Source organism: Microbacterium yannicii (assembly GCF_024055635.1).
GTDB classification, from domain to species: domain Bacteria; phylum Actinomycetota; class Actinomycetes; order Actinomycetales; family Microbacteriaceae; genus Microbacterium; species Microbacterium yannicii.
This window is the reverse complement of the sequence record NZ_JAMXMB010000033.1, coordinates 37,687-53,577: the sequence shown is the minus strand read 5'-3', so window position 1 is coordinate 53,577 and position 15,891 is coordinate 37,687. Positions and strand designations below refer to the sequence as shown.

At 70.9% G+C, this 15,891-nt stretch carries 17 protein-coding genes; 10 read left to right on the top strand and 7 right to left on the bottom strand.

The window, feature by feature from the left end; translation table 11 throughout:
• The 4 genes from NCG93_RS13630 to NCG93_RS20370 all read left to right on the top strand — a co-directional run bounded on the left by NCG93_RS13630 (position 1) and on the right by NCG93_RS20370 (position 2,291).
• Positions 1-138, top strand: a complete 138-nt coding sequence (locus NCG93_RS13630) for a hypothetical protein (protein WP_194412119.1) — start codon at positions 1-3, stop codon at positions 136-138.
• A gap of 57 nt (positions 139-195) precedes the next feature.
• On the top strand, positions 196-372 hold the full coding sequence (locus tag NCG93_RS13625; RefSeq protein ID WP_194412120.1) for a hypothetical protein: 177 nt from the start codon (positions 196-198) through the stop codon (positions 370-372).
• An 83-nt stretch (positions 373-455) separates the two neighbouring features.
• The gene (locus NCG93_RS13620) at positions 456-1,262 is read left to right on the top strand and encodes a hypothetical protein (RefSeq protein WP_194412121.1); all 807 of its coding nucleotides are present in this window, start codon (positions 456-458) and stop codon (positions 1,260-1,262) included.
• A 39-nt stretch (positions 1,263-1,301) separates the two neighbouring features.
• A complete protein-coding gene (locus NCG93_RS20370; RefSeq protein WP_194412122.1) occupies positions 1,302-2,291 on the top strand; it encodes a hypothetical protein in 990 nt (329 codons plus the stop codon).
• A gap of 30 nt (positions 2,292-2,321) precedes the next feature.
• Here the strand turns inward: NCG93_RS20370 and NCG93_RS13610 are convergent, their stop codons facing one another.
• Genes NCG93_RS13610 through NCG93_RS13590 form a run of 5 tightly spaced genes read right to left on the bottom strand, consistent with a single transcriptional unit; the run spans position 2,322 to position 7,650 of the window.
• A complete protein-coding gene (locus tag NCG93_RS13610) occupies positions 2,322-3,389 on the bottom strand; it encodes a 1-acyl-sn-glycerol-3-phosphate acyltransferase (RefSeq protein ID WP_194412123.1) in 1,068 nt (355 codons plus the stop codon).
• Complete coding sequence (locus tag NCG93_RS13605) at positions 3,389-4,309, bottom strand: patatin-like phospholipase family protein (RefSeq protein ID WP_194412124.1); 921 nt, start codon at positions 4,307-4,309, stop codon at positions 3,389-3,391. The genes NCG93_RS13610 and NCG93_RS13605 overlap by 1 nt, the downstream gene beginning before the upstream one ends.
• A gap of 46 nt (positions 4,310-4,355) precedes the next feature.
• Entirely contained in the window at positions 4,356-5,243 is an 888-nt protein-coding gene (locus NCG93_RS13600; RefSeq protein ID WP_194412125.1) for a glycine betaine ABC transporter substrate-binding protein, read from the bottom strand.
• A gap of 20 nt (positions 5,244-5,263) precedes the next feature.
• The gene (locus NCG93_RS13595) at positions 5,264-6,256 is read right to left on the bottom strand and encodes an ABC transporter permease (RefSeq protein WP_241741548.1); all 993 of its coding nucleotides are present in this window, start codon (positions 6,254-6,256) and stop codon (positions 5,264-5,266) included.
• Positions 6,253-7,650 (bottom strand): quaternary amine ABC transporter ATP-binding protein, encoded by a 1,398-nt coding sequence (locus NCG93_RS13590; protein WP_252787553.1) that lies wholly within the window; start codon positions 7,648-7,650, stop codon positions 6,253-6,255. Before NCG93_RS13590 ends, NCG93_RS13595 begins: the two co-directional genes overlap by 4 nt.
• A gap of 382 nt (positions 7,651-8,032) precedes the next feature.
• Between NCG93_RS13590 and NCG93_RS13585 the strand changes: the two genes are divergently transcribed.
• The 3 genes from NCG93_RS13585 to NCG93_RS13575 are packed head-to-tail and all read left to right on the top strand — an operon-like array spanning position 8,033 to position 10,040.
• Positions 8,033-8,425, top strand: a complete 393-nt coding sequence (locus NCG93_RS13585) for a GntR family transcriptional regulator (protein ID WP_194412127.1) — start codon at positions 8,033-8,035, stop codon at positions 8,423-8,425.
• Positions 8,422-9,348 carry an ABC transporter ATP-binding protein gene (locus NCG93_RS13580; protein ID WP_194412128.1) on the top strand — a complete coding sequence of 309 codons (927 nt, stop codon included), beginning with the start codon at positions 8,422-8,424 and terminating at the stop codon, positions 9,346-9,348. Before NCG93_RS13585 ends, NCG93_RS13580 begins: the two co-directional genes overlap by 4 nt.
• On the top strand, positions 9,345-10,040 hold the full coding sequence (locus tag NCG93_RS13575; protein ID WP_194412129.1) for a hypothetical protein: 696 nt from the start codon (positions 9,345-9,347) through the stop codon (positions 10,038-10,040). Before NCG93_RS13580 ends, NCG93_RS13575 begins: the two co-directional genes overlap by 4 nt.
• A gap of 74 nt (positions 10,041-10,114) precedes the next feature.
• Here NCG93_RS13575 and NCG93_RS13570 read toward each other — a convergent pair whose 3' ends face one another.
• Positions 10,115-10,408 carry a chorismate mutase gene (locus tag NCG93_RS13570; protein ID WP_194412130.1) on the bottom strand — a complete coding sequence of 98 codons (294 nt, stop codon included), beginning with the start codon at positions 10,406-10,408 and terminating at the stop codon, positions 10,115-10,117.
• A gap of 131 nt (positions 10,409-10,539) precedes the next feature.
• Here NCG93_RS13570 and NCG93_RS13565 point away from each other — a divergent pair, with 131 nt between their 5' ends.
• The 3 genes from NCG93_RS13565 to NCG93_RS13555 all read left to right on the top strand — a co-directional run bounded on the left by NCG93_RS13565 (position 10,540) and on the right by NCG93_RS13555 (position 14,630).
• Entirely contained in the window at positions 10,540-11,742 is a 1,203-nt protein-coding gene (locus NCG93_RS13565; RefSeq protein ID WP_194412131.1) for an AI-2E family transporter, read from the top strand.
• Positions 11,743-11,816: 74 nt separating this feature from the next.
• Complete coding sequence (locus NCG93_RS13560) at positions 11,817-13,421, top strand: LuxR C-terminal-related transcriptional regulator (RefSeq protein ID WP_194412132.1); 1,605 nt, start codon at positions 11,817-11,819, stop codon at positions 13,419-13,421.
• Positions 13,422-13,520: 99 nt separating this feature from the next.
• Positions 13,521-14,630: a flavin-containing monooxygenase gene (locus tag NCG93_RS13555; protein ID WP_194412133.1), complete on the top strand. Its 1,110-nt coding sequence runs from the start codon at positions 13,521-13,523 to the stop codon at positions 14,628-14,630.
• A gap of 39 nt (positions 14,631-14,669) precedes the next feature.
• Here the strand turns inward: NCG93_RS13555 and NCG93_RS13550 are convergent, their stop codons facing one another.
• Positions 14,670-15,881, bottom strand: coding sequence for a lactonase family protein (locus NCG93_RS13550; RefSeq protein WP_194412134.1), 1,212 nt, complete (start codon positions 15,879-15,881; stop codon positions 14,670-14,672).
• Positions 15,882-15,891 lie beyond the last annotated feature (10 nt).

Below are 15,891 nucleotides of genomic sequence, written 5' to 3'. Positions count from 1 at the left end.
ATGGCGCCGGAAGACGACGAGTACAGCGGTTACAACGACACCCGGCAGCGCCGCGTCAAGATCATCGCGTGGGTGACGATCGTCGCCCTCATCCTCGTCGGCGGCGGCGCCACGGTCTTCGCTCTCCTCTTCGGCTGACGCCCGCAGGACGCTCGGGCACTCGCCTCGAGCGAGCGGATGCCGTACGTTCGGGCCATGAGCCGAAAACCTTCGCTGTGGACCCGGGTGCGCAACTTCGTCTCGCCGCCGCGGGAGTCGTACGACACCCGTCAGGCGCGACCCGGCGAACCGGGCGAAGGACCGGGCAACCCCGTCTTCGAGGCCACCGACCGCCGGCGTCACGGCGGGTCGATGGACATCGGCGCGCATTGACCTGAGCTGCGGCGGATCAGCCGTCGGCAGATCGTCGGCGAACTCCCGGGCTCGAGCCGGCACCGCGCGGCTACCATGGCAGAGTGGAGCCGATCCTCCTTGTCATCGCGGGCTGGTGGTGGATCGCTCCGGCCGCCGCCGGCGCCGGAGCGGCGACCTACGCCGGGCTGACGACGCGCAGCCGCCGGGCCAGAAGGCTCGAGCTGGATGCCGCGCGCCAGGAGGAATCGCTCGCCTACCGCGAGCTCGTCGCGGCGAAAGCGCGGGTGCGCACGGCGAACGCCGACCTCCTGACGGCGAAATCCCGTTCTGGCGCCCCGGCCTTCCAGGCCGGGGACGCGCGGCGCGAACTCCTCGCCGCCAAGCAGGCCGAGAAGACCGCGTCGCTGGCGCTGCGGGCCAGCCGCTCGCGCGTGAGGGCGGGCTATGCCCAGTACCGCGCCGCGACCGCGAACGACCCGCTGCCGATCGACCGCCTCTACGCCGCGCATGATGCGATCAACCTGCGCTGGCTCGCCTACGAGACCGACGTCGACAGGGCGCTGGCGTATCCGCAGATGACCGATGTGCGCCATCCCGCCACCGTCGCGTTCCTCCGCGCGCAGCGCGAGGCGCTCGCCAAGCGGCCGACACTGCGGGAGCGGGCGACACCGCAGCAGTTCCTCGAGTACCGCGCGGCGGTGCACCATCTCGAGTCCACGTTCGACGAGGCGGAGCGGCGAGCCGGAGTCGTCGGAGCAGCTCGCCCCGCTTCGCCGGCGGCGAGCGCCGCCGCCGGGCTGACCGCCGCGGCCGCCGTGATCGCCGAGCTCGCCGACCGACTGCCGACGCTGATCGCCAAGCTCCCGCCGCCGCGGACGAGCGAGCCGCCCGCTGGCAGGGTGCCCTGAGGCCGACACAGCGGTCGGCGAGGCCGTTAGCATGACAGGGTGGAACCGATCTTCGAGTTCCTGGGCAACTACTGGTGGCTGGCGTTCCCCGCGTTCGGCATTCTTGCGGCCACCGGAAATGCATGGGAGCAGAGCGCGAGACGCCGGCACAAGCGGCGCCTCGAGGTGATGCACGCCAAGGCGGAGCTCAAGGCCGCCCAAGCCGCGGCGCGCGGTAACGCCGTGCCCGCGGCATCCCTTCCTCCCGTCGATGCCGACTCCATCACGCAGAGCGTGAACGACGCGGTCACCGCCGGCAGGGCGGCCGCACGACCGGCGCGCGAGACGCAGACCACCCAGCTCGAGCGCCTCTTCGCCACGCACGACGCGGTCACGGCGCGCTGGCTGGAGTACGAGCTCGACGTCGCCAAGATCATCGCGTTCCCGGCGATGAGCGACGGTCGCCAGCCGCTCACCGCCGCGTTCCTGCGCGCCAAGCGCATCGCCGACGGGCTGCGGCCCGCATCCGCCAAGGCGCATCTGTCGAGGGAGCAGCTCACCGAGTACCGCAATGCAGTCGCCGACTTCGAAGTGGCCTTCGACGTCGCCGAACGGGATGCCCGCCGACTGCGCGACTCGAGCTTCACCGAGGTCGAGCGAAAGCGGCTCGACACCGCGAAGAAGCTCCTGACCGTCGCCATCGACGAGGCCGCGACGCCGGCGGAGCGCCAGCTCGCCTACCGGCGCGTGCGGGAGGAGCTCGACGGACTGATCTCGATCTCCGACGAGGCGATCGAGGTGCTCGAGAACAAGGTGATGCTCGAGCTCGGCCCGACCGCCTCCGCAGGGGAGGCCACACCTCCGGCCGCCGCGCCCTCGGTGTCCTCCGCCGCCGCACCGCCCGCAGCATCCCCCGAGCCCGTGGCCGAACCGCTGCCCGCGCCGAAGCGCCCGAGCACCACGCCGCCGGCGGCCGCCCCGTGGCCCATCCCGTCGCGCGGCACCGGCGATGCCCCCGGCCGGGTGACGCACCCCAAGCCCCACCACTGACCCGCTGAGCACCGCTCGGACGGCGCGAAGTCAGGCGTTGACCTCGGGTTGCGCCTCGATCCAGGCATCGATGCGCGCGAACCAGTCGAACAGCCACCCAGCGCGCTCGTCCAGGTTCTCAGGCACGTCCGCGCGCGGTACGCGCCAGGCGCGCATAGTGATTCCCTTGTCCATCGGGAGCTCGCGCCAGATGTCGCGCAGGGTCACGAGACGGTCGAGCCCGGTGTGCGCGATGAACACCACGTCCGCGTCCGGCGCGGCGTCCAGCGCGGCATGCATGCCGCCCGGCTGCGGTGCCATGACGTGCTGCAGCGCCTCGGCCCGCTCGGCCATCGCCTCGCGTCCGGCGTCGCGCAGCCGTTGGATCCGCGAGAGGCGTCGAGCCGCGCTGACGTTGCCGCCTTCGGGAAAGATGACGAACGCGTCGTCGGGTCCGAGCCCCGTGGCGAGGTCCGCGAGCGCCTCCTCCACCCGCAGTCCCCCACCGCTCTGCGCACGGCCGAAGCCCGACGGAACGATGAAGCGCGACGGCACGCGGTGCAGCAGGATGTCGATCGCCGGATCCCACTGCAGCGTGTACTTCAGCACGATGCGCGGCTGGCGGGCGGCCTCGTTCAGCAGCGTGTGGATCAGGATGAACGAGTCGCCCGGCCCGCCGTGGCGACTGGCGACGACGAGCGGCTCGCCCGGGGTGAACAGCCGGTCGAACGCCGCCCGGTCGGCGGCGGAGTCGCCCGCATCGGACCCCGTCGTGGTGATGGTGAGCCGCAGTACGCCGCCGAAGATCCAGAACAGCAGCCGCAGCGCCCAGCCGCCGAGACGGTAGTGGGCGGCCACGAAGCCCGGGCGCCGGAGAGCGTACCCCAAGCCGGACCCGATCCACAGCGCGAACATCGCCACGACGAGCATCGCATCCCAGAGCAGGTAGACCGTCACGAGCCAGAGCACGCGGGGCAGCCGGAACCGCCCGGGCACCAGCGACGTGAGGGCCAGCGCGAGGATGAGCCACACCGGCGTGAGCGCCAGCATGACGACGGCGGCGACGATCACGAGAGGGGCGAGCACGATGCGGCGGATCCACGTGGGCGGCACGCCCATCACTCCTCAACCTCCTCGGCGGTGTCCGGACCGCGGATTGCGTCGCCCTGGTCGGCGTCGTTGCGGCCCGTGTTCCCAGCCGGGAGCCGCTCGCCGAAGCCCCGCTCGGCGAGGAACGACCGGCTCGCATCGTAGGCAGCGTCGATGCGCCGGTGGACGGTGTCCATGCGGCGGTACGACATCAGCGTGTCGTCATCGTCGTCGAGCCCGCCGCCGCTGGGCAGCACGTGGAGTGCCACGCCCTCGGGCAGCGTCGCCACGTCGCGCGCGTACCGGTGCCGGCGGGCGATCTCGAAGGCGACGCGCGCGGTGTCCACGGCCGACTGGGGCGCGACGAGCGGCGTCTCGATGCGCCCGACCTGCAGGACGAACACCGTGTGGGCTCCGGCTTCCAGCGCCTGAGCGATCGGGATGGAGTTCACGATGCCGCCGTCGATGAAGTGCTCGTCGCCGATGCGCGTCGGGGGCAGGAGTCCTGGCACAGACGCCGACGCGAGGATGGCGTCGATCAGCGGACCCGACTCGAACACGTGCTCGGCAGCGCGCTCGATGCTCGCGGCCACCACCCGCAGGCGCACCGAGAGGTCTTCGAACCGGGTGTCGGCGCCGAGCGACCGCTCGAGCAGATGACGCAGCGGGGCGGGAGAGTTCAGATGCGTCTTCGTCCTGACCAGCCGGGTGAACTGCGCGAAGAGGGAGTCGCCGTAGACCGCGTTCGCCTCGGGCGAGGTCCACGCGTCGAGCAGGAGATCGATCACGGCAGGCGTCGGGTCGCTCGCCACGAGAGCGCCGTTGATGGCGCCGATCGAGGTGCCCACGACGAGATCGGGACGGATGCCGGACTCCAGGAGCGCCCGCAGCATGCCGATCTCGACGGCGCCGCGGACACCCCCGCCGCCGAGCACGAACGCCACCGTCATGCCCACACCCTATTTCGCCCGCGGCGCCGCGGGAGGGGTCTCCGGGTCAACGGGTGAGGTCGTCGACCCACTCCCGGTTGTCGGCCATCCACTCCGCCACGACAGGGCCGTAGTCGTCGCCGTCGTAGGCGCCGAACAGGGCGTCCTCGAGGGAGTACAGCAGCTCGTTGTCCATCCGGAAGTCCTCGAGCCAGCGCGACACCTCGGGCTGCTCCTCCGCGAACGCGGTCGAGGTGACCGTGTGGATGCCCTCGGCGTCGCCGAGAAGGCCGTCGGGGTCTTCGAGGTCCTTGATCGGGAACGCGTTGTACGCCCAGTGCGGACGCCAGAGGGTGACGGCGACGTCGCGTCCGGCATCGGTCGCGGCCTGCAGCTCGGTGAGCATCGCAGGGGTCGAGGCGGTCACGAAGTCCATCCCCTCGAGGCCGTAGCCGGGGATGACGGCGTCCTGCGTGACCGTCACCAGGCCGGACCCGGCCTCGATGCCGACCAGCCTGTTGCCGAACAGGTCGGCGTTGGCGGCGAGCTCGGTCAGCGAGTCGATCGGGGCGTCCTCGTTCACCGCGATGGTGAGCTTCGCCTCGTCGTTCCACGCCCCCAGATCGACGAGGTCATCGCCGTAGGTCTCCATGTAGTCGGCGTGCGTGAGCGGCAGCCACGTGTCGAGCGTCAGGTCGTAGTCGCCCTGCGCGATGCCCGTGTAGGCGGCCGCCGGGTCGGCGTAGGTGAGGTCGACGGTGTAGCCCTCCTCCTCGAGCACGGCCTTCCACAGCTCGGACGCGGCGATGCCCTCGTCCCAGCCGTTGAAGACGGCGATGGTCAGATGCCCCTTGCCGGCGTCGCCCGCGCCGGTCTGGGCGAGGGCGCCGGTGACGAGCAGCCCGGCGGTTCCCGCCAGGGCGATGCCGGCGGCGATCATGCGTCGCGTGATCATGTCAGTCCTCTCGTGTCGGGTCAGACGTGGGCGGGCTCGGGTCGCGCGGCCGGCGCGTCGTCGGGGACGGATGCCGCGGCCTCGAGTGTCGGCGCGTCCGCGCCGACTGCTGCCCGGCGTGCGGCATCCGTGTCCTTGTCCTGCGTGCCCCCCGCGACCGCGCCGACCCGGCGAACCACTCGCGGACGAGCCGTGGAGAAGCCCGACGTGACACGGTCGAGGATCATCGCGAGGATCACGACCGACAGGCCTGCCTCGACGCCCAGGCCGATGTCGATGCGGCTGAGGCTCTGCACCACCTGGCCTCCCAGACCGCCCGCACCCACCATGCCGGCGATGACGACCATCGACAGGCTCAGCATGATCACCTGGTTCACGCCCGCCATGATGCTCGGCAGCGCCAGCGGCAGCTGGATCTGGCGCAGGATGCGCGCGGGGGATGCGCCGAACGCGTGGCCGGCCTCGACGATCTCGGGGTCGACGCCGCGGATGCCGAGCTCGGTCAGGCGCACGCCGGGCGCGAGCGCGAACACGATCGTCGCGACCATGCCGGGCACGGGACCCACGCCGAAGATCAGCATCGCCGGGATGAGGTAGACGAACGCGGGCATCGTCTGCAGGAAGTCGAGGACGGGGCGCAGCGCCGCCGACACCCGGTCGTTCCGTGCCGCCCAGATGCCGAGGGGCACGGCGATGGCGATCGCCACGGCCGCGGCGAGGATCACCAGGGCGAGCGAGTCCATCGCATTCGCCCACTGCCCGACCGCGACGATCACGAGCAGCCCGACGGCGCTGCCCACGGCGAGCAGCAGGCCTCTCGACCAATAGGCGAATGCGGCGATCACGAGGATCACCACCCAGAACGGCGGGGTCGACAGGGACGCGTCGAGCCAGCCGTAGAGGCCGTTGAAGACGAGGGCGACGACGTCGAAGAACCCGCCGAGCACGTCGATCATCCAGCGGACGGCGGTCTCGACCACGTCACCCAGCGGAAGGCGGAAGGCGTCGTTCATCGGGCGGCTCCCTCGGTCGTGGCGCGGGTGTCGGTCGTGGCGCGAGCCCCGGTCGCGGGTCGGCCGCCGGGCGGGGCGGCCACCGTCGGCGCCGTCGAGCGGGAGGCCAGCGTCGCAGCCAGGGGCTGCTGCTCGACCGCGGCGAGCGTCTGCGTGATCTCGCTCGCCGGCACCGTGGCCGGCAGGTCGATGATCGGGTTCTCGCGGGTGACCGGCGGCACGTTGCCGAGCGCGGCGAGCAGGGTCACGCGGGGGATCGCGCCCACGAGGCGGCCCGCGTCGTCGACGACGGCGACCGGCACCGGCCGCTCCACCGCCCGCTCGACGACATCGGTCAGCGGGTCGTCCAGGTGCACCGCCGCATGCGCCGTGTGCACGATCGAACGAAGGTCGGTGCGGCCGTCCTTGACGGCCCGGATCACCGCACGGTCGGTCACCGTGCCGAGGAAGCGGCGGTTCTCGATGACCGACACCGACCCGACCTGCAGGTCGCGCATGACACGCAGCGCTCCACGCAGCCCGGCGCTGACCGGCGTGGTGGCCGCCGGCGGGGCCATGACCGAGCCGGCGGTGAGCACGCGTGCCCGGTCGACGTCCTGCACGAACTGGGCGACATAGTCGTTCGCCGGATCGGTGAGGATCTCCTCGGGCGTCCCGTTCTGCACGATGCGGCCGTCGCGCATCACCGCGATGCGGTCGCCGAGGAACATCGCCTCGTTGAGATCGTGCGTGATGAAGACGATGGTGCGGCCGAGCTCGCGCTGCAGCTCGATGAGCTGCTCCTGCATCTCGCGCCGGATGAGCGGGTCGAGCGCTGAGAAGGCCTCGTCCATGAGCAGGATGTCGGTGCCGGAGGTGAGCGCCCTTGCCAGGCCCACGCGCTGACGCATGCCCCCCGAGAGCTCGTCGGGCATCGCATCGGCGCGGTCGCCGAGGCCCACCTTGTCGAGGATCTCGCGGGCGCGCTCGCGCCGCTCGTCGCGCCCGATGCCCTGGATCTCGAGCGCGTAGGCCGCGTTGTCGAGCACCGTGAGGTGGGGCAGCAGCGCGAAGTGCTGGAACACCATCGAGACCGAGCGCTGGCGGATGCCCCGCAGCGCCTTCGCCGATCCCTTCGTGACGCTCTGCCCCTGGACGAGCACCTCACCCGCCGTCGGCGGGAGCAGTCCGTTGAGCATGCGCAGCACCGTGGACTTGCCGGAACCGGACAGCCCCATGATGACGAAGATCTCGCCCGGCTGGACCGTGAAGCTCGCATCGATCACGGCGGCCGAGCCGACGTCCGCGACGTCGGCGCGGGTCGCGCCGGCACGGAGCCGGCGGACGGCCTCCTTGGGGTTTCGTCCGAAGACCTTGAAGAGGCCCTGCGCCTCGATGGCAGGAGGAAGCGTCACTGTGTGCACCTCGGCAGCTTCCGTGCAGAAGCTGCAGCGGTTGCGCCCGGGTGGCGGCCGGACACGCAGCGGATGTCGGATCCGCGCTTCGGCCGCCGACCATACGCTCACCGGTCTGGCGTCCCGTGAGGACGTCACCCGTGACCGCGGACTGGTCGGGAACAGCCCCGCAAGGGGCCTGATCAACCGTTTCACGGCCGCCCACGGGCGGGCAAATTGGACACCCGTCGCTGCTTTGGGTAGGTCGCGCACGCGTGATAACACGGCCCGTCGCGGCACGGGCCGCCGGTCTCTCGACAGTGGGATGCTGCGCACCGCTTGACAATGCCGGCACTTCAGTGGTTAGTTACTCAAGTAATTAACCAACCTACTCAGGAGCGAAGTGATCGAAGAAGGCCGGGCCCTGTTCCTGCAGATCGCGGAGAGCGTCGAGGACTCGATCATCGACGGAGCCCTCGCCGAGGAGGCCCAGGCGCCGTCGACGAACGAACTGGCGGCCTTCTACCGGATCAACCCCGCCACCGCCGCGAAGGGAATCGCCATGCTGACCGACAAGGGCGTGCTGTACAAGCGCCGCGGCATCGGGATGTTCGTGGCGCCCGGTGCGCGCGACCTGCTCCTCGCCGAGCGGCGGAGCGTCTTCGCCGACCGCTTCGTCGATCCACTGCTGGCCGAGGCCCGCAAGCTCGGGCTCGGGCCCGACGACCTCGCACTGCTCATCCGCGACCGCGTTTCGGGGCGCGGCGCGACCATCACAGAAGGGAATCCACGATGACGACCGGGACGCACGTCATCGAGGTGAAGAATCTCACGAAGCGCTACCGCGACACCGTCGCGGTAGACGACGTGAGCTTCACCATCGAGAAGAACACGATCTACGGCCTGCTCGGCCGCAACGGTGCCGGCAAGACGACCGTCATGTCGATCCTCACCGCCCAGAACTTCGCCACCAGCGGCGAAGTGCGCATCTTCGGTGAGCAGCCTTACGAGAACGCCCGTGTGCTCAGCCGGATGTGCTTCGTCCGGGAGAGCCAGAAGTATCCCGACGACGCTCTCGCAAAGCACGCCTTCGCCACCGCACGCCTCTTCTTCCCGAACTGGGACGAAGACCTCGCGCAGCGGCTGATCGAGGACTTCCAGGTGCCGCCGAAGACACGGATCAAGAAGATGTCGCGCGGGCAGCTCTCGGCCGTCGGCGTGATCATCGGCCTCGCCGCTCGCGCCGAGATCACGTTCTTCGACGAACCGTACCTGGGCCTCGACGCCGTCGCCCGGCAGATCTTCTACGACCGGCTGCTGGAGGACTACACCGAGCACCCGCGCACGGTGATCCTCTCGAGCCACCTGATCGACGAGGTGTCGAACCTCATCGAGCGCGTGCTCGTGATCGACCGCGGCCGCATCATCATGGACGAGGCGACCGACTCCGTCCGCGACCGCGCCGCGAACATCGTGGGCGATGCCTCGGCCGTCGACGAGTTCGTCGCCGGCCGTCAGGTCATCCACCGCGAGCGCCTCGGCAACGTGGCATCCGTCACCGTGCTCGGCGCGCTTTCACTCGCCGACCGCGAGCGCCTCGAAGCGGCCGGCCTGGACGTCGCACCCGTGTCGCTCCAGCAGCTCATCGTGCGCACGACCACGGCGCACGCGGACCAACGCGACGCGGCATCCGCCCTCGACGAAGGAGCCCTGCGATGAACCGCACCGTCAATGTCGTGCGCATGCAGTTGATCAACAAGCAGACGTTCGTCTGGGTGCCGCTGATCGTGCTCGGCGCCTCGTTCGCGATCACGATCGCCATCTACGCGATCCTCGCCAGCTCGGGTCTTCCCGGCCCGTTCTACGGCGGCGGCTCGCAGGCGCCGCTGTGGGTGCTGCTCTTCGTGGGGATCTCGTCGCTGACGCTGACGTTCCCGTTCTCGCAGGCGATGAGTGTGACCCGCAGGGAGTTCTTCCTCGGCACGATGCTCGCCGCGGTGATGTGCGCCGTGCTGCTGGCCGCCGTCTTCGCCGTCGGCGGCATGATCGAGGAGGCGACGAACGGCTGGGGACTCAACGGGTACTTCTTCGCCCTGGACTGGGTGGTCGCGGACGGCCCGCTCGTGGCGGCGCTGTTCTACTTCGTCCTGGCGCTGCTGATCTTCATGCTCGGATTCTGGTCGGCGACCGTCTACAAGCGGTCCGGGGCCATGGTGGTGGCGCTCATCTGGTCGGGTGTCGGCTTGCTCCTGGTCGTCGCCGTCTGGGCGATCACCCGCTTCGAGATGTGGACCGACGTGATCACGACGATCGTCGAGCAGGGGCCGGCCGGTTTCGCCGTGTGGGGGCTGCTCGTCACCGTGCTGCTCAGCGGGATCTCGTATCTGACATTGCGGCGCACGATTCCCTGACCGACGCAGACGAAGAAAGACGGATGCCTCGGCCCGGCGTGCGACGCCGGGCCGGGGCATCCGTCATTCACGTCTCAGCGGCTGTCGGCGGCCTCGGTGTGGTGGCGGATCACCTCGGCCACGACGAAGTTGAACCACTTCTCGGCGAAGGCGGGGTCGAGGTCGGCCTCTTCGGCGAGGCGCCGCAGGCGAGTGACCTGCTGTTCCTCGCGGGCCGGGTCGGACGCGGGCATGCCGTGGTCGGCCTTCAGATGACCGACCTGCTTCGTGGCCTTGAAACGCTCGGCCAGCAGATACATCAGCGCGGCGTCGATGTTGTCGATGCTGCTGCGCAGCCGCGTGAGCGTCGTCGTGGGATCCTCGGTCATGGCGGTCCTCCTCGCCCCTCGACGATACCCGAGCGGCGCAGCAAGGCCGGACGTCGACGGGCGTCGTGCGATACGCATGAAATCGCAACTCCTCCGTGTCTGGGCGGCCGCCCGGCTCTAGAGTGTGACCCATGACCGACGCCTCGTCCTCGCTCGGCGCGAGCGCCGCAGAAGCCGCCGACCCGCTCGCCGTCGAACCCGCAGCGGGCACGGATGCCGCCGCGATCGTCGTGAGTGACCCTCCAGCTGCGCTCACCCTCGCCGACAACCAGCAAGGCCGGCCCTTCTGGGCGAGAATCGACAACCCTTTCGCCGCAGGGCTGCTGCTGACACTGGGCGGATTGGTCGCGCTCCTCCTCGGAATCGCCCTCACCAATATCTCGACCATCCTCGTCTACATCGGACTGGCGATGTTCGCCGCCCTCGGTCTGGATCCGGTGGTCAAGTGGCTGGGCAGGCACGGGGTCAAGCGCGGGTGGGCGATCGCCATCATCTTCCTGACCGGCGCCATCCTCGGCGTCGGTCTCATGTTTCTCGTCGTGCCGACCCTGGTCGCCCAGATCGGCCAGTTCGTCACGGGCATCCCCGACACCATCGACAACTTCCAGAAGTCCGACTTCTTCAAGTGGCTCGAGGGGATCTTCGGAACCGGGCTGAACTCACTGGTGACCGACGCCGAGAAGTGGATCATCGACCCGGCGAACATCGCGGCGATCTCCGGCGGTCTGCTGAAGGTCGGCGCCGGCATCGCCACCGCGATCTCGGGTGGACTGATCGTCGTCGTCCTGACCCTGTACTTCGTCGCCTCACTGCCCGGGATCAAGAACTCGCTCATGCAGTTCGCGCCGGCACGCCGGCGCCCGGGCGTGCGGGCCATGACCGACCAGATCACGGACTCCGTCGGCGGATACCTCATGGGAATGGTCATCTTGGCGTTCTTCAACTCCGTCGTCGCGACCCTCCTGCACTTGGTGCTGGGCCTCCCGTATCCGCTGCTGATGGGCGTGCTCGCCTTCTCGATCACGATCATCCCCCTGATCGGACCGGTGCTGTACTGGATCGTCGCGACCGTCATCGCCCTCTTCACGAGCCCGATCGCGGCATTGATCTTCGCCATCTGCTACTTGATCTACATCCAGATCGAGGCCTACGTGCTCACGCCGAAGGTCATGAACAAGGCCATCGAGATCCCCGGCTCGCTCGTGGTCATCGGTGCGCTCATCGGTGGCACCCTGCTCGGCTTCATCGGCGCGCTCGTCGCGATCCCGGTGACGGCGTCGATCCTGCTGATCATCAAACAGGTGTTCTTCAAGAAGCAGGACGCCAAGGTCTGACACTCTGTGGCCCGGCGACCGCCGGGCCACAGAGGCGCCTTGTCGAAGCGGCGGGTCGCGCCCATACTGTGCGCATGGCGCTCCGCGACGCCGGCGTCGTCGATTGGACGGGCCGGTTCGAACAGCTCGCCGCCCACGAGGCCGCTCTCGGCGGCGACGAGCTCGACGAGCTCGGCCAGGCGGCCTGGTTCGTCGGGCGCGACGACGTCTCGGTGCGGGCGTGGGAGCGGGCGCACCTGCGCTACCTCGACGACGGCGATCTGGCCTCGGCCGTGCGCTGCGTCTTCTGGCTGGGCTTCACGCTGAGCGAGCACGGCGATGCGGTGCGGGGCGGCGCGTGGATGGGCCGGCTGATGGAGCTGTGCGAGCGCGCCGACGCCACGCCGGCCACCGACGCGGCCCGTGCCCTCTGCGTCGCGGCCGGAGCGTTCGCGCGGGGCGACGCTGAGGCATCCGTCCCGCTCTTCCGCACCGCGATCGAGCGAGCGGATGCCGCGGCCGACGCCGACGCGCTGGCCCTCGCCACGATGGGCCGGGGTCGCGCTCTCCTCGCCGTCGGTCGCGTCGAGGAGGCGTTCGCGGAGCTCGACCGCGTCATGCTGCTCATCGCCGACGGGCGGGTGAGCGATCGCGCCGCGGGACCGGCGTACTGTGCGGTGATCGCCAGCCTTCTCGGCCGCGGTGACGTCGAGCGGGCCCGGGTGTGGACCCGCGAACTCGGTGACTGGTGCGACGCGCAGCGGGGCCTCGAGCCGTTCCGCGGCGAGTGCACGCTGCACCGGGCGAGCGTGCTGCAGCTGGGGGGCGAGTGGGAGGCCGCGACCGCCGCCGCCGAGCTGGTCTGCGCGACCGAGAAGCGCACCGAGACGCTGGCGAACGCCTGGTACCGCGCCGCGGATCTGCATCGTGTGGCCGGACGCCCCGCCGCCGCCCATGATGCGCTGCGTCGCGCCGCCGCGCTCGGGCGCGAAGTACAGCCCACGCTCGCACTGCTGCACCGCGACGCGGGCGATCTCTCCTCAGCCTGGGCCGGGCTCCAGGCTGCGCGAGCGACGGCTGTGCAACCGGCGGTGCGGGCCGAGGTGCTGGCGGCCGCGACGCGCGTCGCGCTGGACCGCGGCCGCGTCGCCGAGGCGGATGCCGCGGCGCACGAGCTCGCGGCGTGCGCCGCGTCGTTCGACACGTTGTATCTGCGAGCGCTCTCTGCCCGAGCCCACGGCGAGGTGGCACTCGCCGACGGACGCCCCGCGGACGCTCTCACGGCGCTGCGGACGGCCTGGGCGGCGTGGCGGCGCCTGGATGCGCCGTACGACGCGGCGCTCACGAGGATCTCGATCGCGACGGCCATCCGCGACATCGGCGACGCCGACGGGGCTGAACTGGAGTTCGACGCGGCACGCGGGGTGCTGGAGGGGCTCGGTGCGATCCCCGATCTGGCCCGGCTCGAGCGGGCTGTTGCGGCCACGGCTGCCGTCGCCGACCCGGGGCTCAGCCGGCGGGAGCGCGAGGTGCTCGTGCTCGTCTCCCGCGGGTGGTCGAACCGGCGCATCGCCGAGCACCTCTTCCTCAGCGAGCGCACCGTCGCGCGGCACGTGGGCAGCATCCTGGCCAAGCTGGGCGTGCCCAGCCGCTCCGCGGCGACGGCGTACGCGTTCGAGCACGGCGTCGCCGCCGGCTGAGAGATCCGGCGTCGCGGGGCGATCCCCGGCGGTGCAATTGGTCATTTCTGCCGATGCCGGCCGAGGGGCGCGCTCCTACCGTGAAGGCAGGAGGTCACCATGGACACGACAGCACTCGACACGGTCGTCATCGGGGCAGGGGCAGCGGGTCTTCACGCCGCCCGCCTGCTCGCGGCGCGCGGCGTGGAGTTCGAGATCATCGACGCGCATCCCCGCGTCGGCGACACCTGGCGCGAGCGTTACCGCTCGCTGCGACTGTTCACACCTCGGCGGTGGGCCGAGCTGCCGGGCGTGCGGCTCGGCATCGGCTTCTTCGACTACCCCACCGGGCCGGGCTTCGCCGATTACCTCGAGCGCTGCGCGACGGCGATCGGCGCACCCCTGCGCCTGGCGACCCGCGTCGACCGGCTGTCGCTCGAGCCCGATGGGCGCTTCCGGCTGCAACTGTCGACCGGCGACGAGATCGTCGCCGCGCACGTCGTCGTGGCCGCGGGAGCACACCACCGGCCGATCACGCCGACCTTCGCGAGCGAGCTCGATCCCGCGATCCGGCAGCTTCACTCACTGGACTATCGCGGTCCCGAGGACCTCGTGCCCGGGCCGGTGCTCGTCGTCGGGGCCGCGAACTCCGGCACCGACATCGCCCTCGAGTCCGCGGCATCCGGTCACGCGACCACGCTCGCCGGCCGTCACCCGGGTCAGGTGCCGGGCCGCATCGACACCCCCGTCGGCAATCTCGTCAGCAGCATCTTCATCCGCCGCCTGCGCGGCCTGACCCTCGACACCGAGCGGGGGCGTCGGTTCGCGGCCGAGCATCGCGGCCACGGAGTGAACCTGGTGCGCAACCACGTCGCCGACCTCGCAAAGGCCGGCGTGCGTCAGGTCGGGCGGGTCGAGGGCGTCGATGCGGAAGGCCGTCCGGTGCTCGAGGACGGCGAACGACTGGATGCCGCCACCGTGGTCTGGAGCACCGGATCACTTCCCGACCTGCGGTGGATCGACATCCCCGCAGCGTTCGGCGCCGACGGCGCGGTCGACCACCGCCGCGGCATGGCGAGCCAGGTTGCGGGCCTCGCGTTCGTGGGGCTGCCGTTCCAGTATTCGGTCGCCTCGCCGACGCTCATGGGCATGGGCCGGGATGCCGGCTACGTCGTGGCGCAGATGTTCGAGACGGCGCCGCGGGCCGCGGCATCCGTGTCGATGGTGTGAGAACGGATGCCGGGTCAGTGGTCCACCCGCCGGCCGACGTCAGCGGATCGGCAGGAGCAACGTGGGCGAGGGTGCGTCGGCGCGATGCCGAACGCGTCCGGGTACGCCGGTGCGCAGGTCGAGGGTCAGCGAGGCGACCTCGTCCGACAGCTGACCGGCGACGAACAGGATGTCGCGGACCACGACGTGGTGCCGCGGCCAGTCGACGCCGGCGTCGACGAGGGCGACCGGAGCCACCACATCGCCCGCACCGCGGACGCGAAGCGTCGCGAGGGTGTTGCTGCCGCGCACGCCCGCGTAGACGAACTCGCCGTCGCGGGAGAGCGCCAGCTCGGCAGCGCTGTCACCCGGAAGCGTGCCGGCGCCGAGCGGCGTGCCGCCGACCAGTCGCCAGATGCCGTCGGCCGACGGTGCCAGCACGAACAGCTCGCACGAGAGCTCGGTGATGACGTAGAGATGACCGCTCGGATGCCACACCATATGCCGAGGCCCGCTGCCCTTCGGCAGCGTGACCTGCTGCACCGGGCGCAGACCGCGGTCGCCATCGCGCCAGAACCGGACGACGTCGAAGCCGAGATCGGTGGTCGCGATGGGGCCGCCGGGCAGGAAGACCGCTTGATGCGCCCGCGACGGACGGGCTTCGCCTTCGTCGGTGTCGTCCTTCGCCTCTTCGGCACGGTCGTGGTCGGGCACGAGGTGCGCGTACTCGTCACCCGCGGCCTCCCGCAGGGCGCGGGCTGCGGCGACGAGGTCGATGTCGCCGGCCAAAGCCGGAGCGTCGGCGGCGTCGGGGCCGTAGGGGTCGACCGCCGCAGGGGCCGTGACCGGCGCGGAAGGCCGGCCCGCGGCATCCAGTTCCATCCGGACCACGCGACCGTCGCCCCAGCAGCTCGCGATGAGAGAGCGGGCGTCGGGCGCGACCGCCACGTGACACACCGCCTCGCCGGCGGCGACCGGCGCGCCGAACGGGACGAACGTCGTCTCGCCGGTGCGGCGGAACGCCTGCACCTGCTGCCGCTTCTCGAGCGCCGCATAGACGACATCGCCCCTCGACAGGCTCAGGGAACGGTCGCCGCTCCCCGAGCCGGGGTGCGGCGCCAGCCACGACGGCGAGTCGGCGGTGGCGACATCACCCGCGAACGCGAGCGCGCCACCCGCTGAGGTCTCGTCAGGGGCGCCGGCGAGCAGCATCCCGATCCCGCTTGCACGGCCGTCCATGTCGGCGGTGTACCCGCCCAGCAGGAACCTCATGTCGGACGGC